Genomic DNA, 1,787 nt, shown 5'->3' on the forward strand with positions numbered 1-1,787 from the left:
TGGATATCTCGGATCGATTTGTGCCAGTGATTTCGGTCGGTTAGTGCCAGGCATTTCGGTTCAAATTGTGCCACTTTTGGTTTTAAGTTAAGCCTATATCGGTTCGTTTTGTGCCAGTTGTTTCGGTTCGTTTTGTGCCACTTTGAAAGATCAAGTAAATAATACCTTGTCGCTTAAAAACAAGCGATATGGCCAATACACTTGATCCAATGGACTTAAAACAAATTATTTCCTTACATCTCGATGGATTTAGCAACCGTAAAATAGGTACCACCCTTGGGATCTCCCGTAATACGGTAAATACTTATATGCGGCTGTTCAAGGCCAGCGGCTCTTCCCCGAAAAAATTATTGACCCTTGATAATGCAACATTAGAGAAGCTTTTTCCTTCCCACACTACTATTGATAACCCTCGCTATGAGGAACTGATGTTATATTTTGAGGGGGTCAATAAAGCCCGGAATCATCCAGGATTTACTTTTTTATACCATTATCAGGAATATGTAGCGCAGGCCAAAGATCCTTATGGCTATACCCAGTTTATGGAACATTACCGGCGCAAATATGCCAAGGTTAAAGGTTCGATGAAACTTGAACACGATCCTGGAAATGAAGTCTTTATTGATTATGCCGGCAAAAAGCTTCAAATTATTGATAAGGAAACCGGTGAACTAATCCCGGTAGAAGTATTTGTAGCCATCCTTCCCAACAGCCAGTATACTTACGTGGAAGCCTGTAAAAGCCAGAAACGTGAGGACCTGATTTCCTGTTGCTGTAATGCCCTGCACTTTTATGGAGGCGTCCCTAAAGCAATTGTCTCCGACAATCTAAAATCAGCGGTTACCCGTGCCAGCAGGTATGAGGCTGACATCAACAGGAGTTTTAAAGACTTCGCACGGCATTACGACTGTGTAATTAATCCTGCCCGGGGCTATGCCCCACAGGATAAAGCGTTGGTGGAGAATGCCGTAAACCTTGCCTACCAGCGGATCTATTATCCCCTTCGGGAGATGAGCTTCTTCTCTTTGGAAGATCTGAACCGGGAGATAAAACGCTTGTTGGAGCGGTACAATGACCTGTTGTTCTCCCGCAAAGAAGCCAGTCGCAGGGAACTCTTCCAATCCGTGGAACGGGAATACCTAAAGCCCTTGCCAGAGACAGTCTATGAACTGAAAGGCTACCGAAGGGCAAAGGTTCAGAAAATAGGCTATGTATACTTCTCCCCGGATAAAAGCTATTACAGCGCCCCCTATCGTTACATAGGAAAAGAAACCACCATCCATTATACCAGTTCCGTGGTTGAAGTATATTACTATCATCAGCGGATCGCCCTGCACCAGCGCAACCCCTCAAAAGGCAGTTATAATACCAACAAAGATCATCTAAGCAGTACACATAAATACTATAGCGATTGGAGCCCTGAATTTTTTAAAAAGAAAGCGGCCATACATGGCAAGCACGTGCTGGGCTGTATCGAGAAAATAATCACCGCGGTGGACTATCCGGAAATAGGATACAAACGAGCTATGGGGGTCATCCAGCTCCATAAATCCTATGGCTCCCAGCGATTGGATGATGCCTGTAAAAGAGCTTTGCAGGCAGACGCGGTTACTTACCTGCGCATTAAAAATATCCTGAAAAACAACCTGGACAAAAGCTCCCTGTTTTACCAGGACCTCGAAGAAGATAAACCACACATCCCGGAACACGATAACTTGCGGGGTGCTTCTGCATATAAATAATAAACCTTTTAAATCTAATGAATATGAACAACAATCAGACTATTG

The 1,787-nt window shown here is 43.9% G+C and carries 1 protein-coding gene; it reads left to right on the plus strand.

The genetic code is table 11. From position 1 onward, the window contains the following. Positions 1–188 precede the first annotated feature (188 nt). On the plus strand, positions 189–1,742 hold the full coding sequence (gene istA / locus LB467_RS18525; RefSeq protein ID WP_224475640.1) for an IS21 family transposase: 1,554 nt from the start codon (positions 189–191) through the stop codon (positions 1,740–1,742). The last annotated feature ends 45 nt before the right edge of the window (positions 1,743–1,787 follow it).

The organism is Salegentibacter tibetensis (assembly GCF_020164485.1).
GTDB lineage: Bacteria > Bacteroidota > Bacteroidia > Flavobacteriales > Flavobacteriaceae > Salegentibacter > Salegentibacter tibetensis.

Coding starts and splice junctions, on each gene's coding strand:
- istA (WP_224475640.1), top strand. CDS start 189: ATGGCCAATACACTTGATCCAATGGACTTAAAACAAATTATTTCCTTA.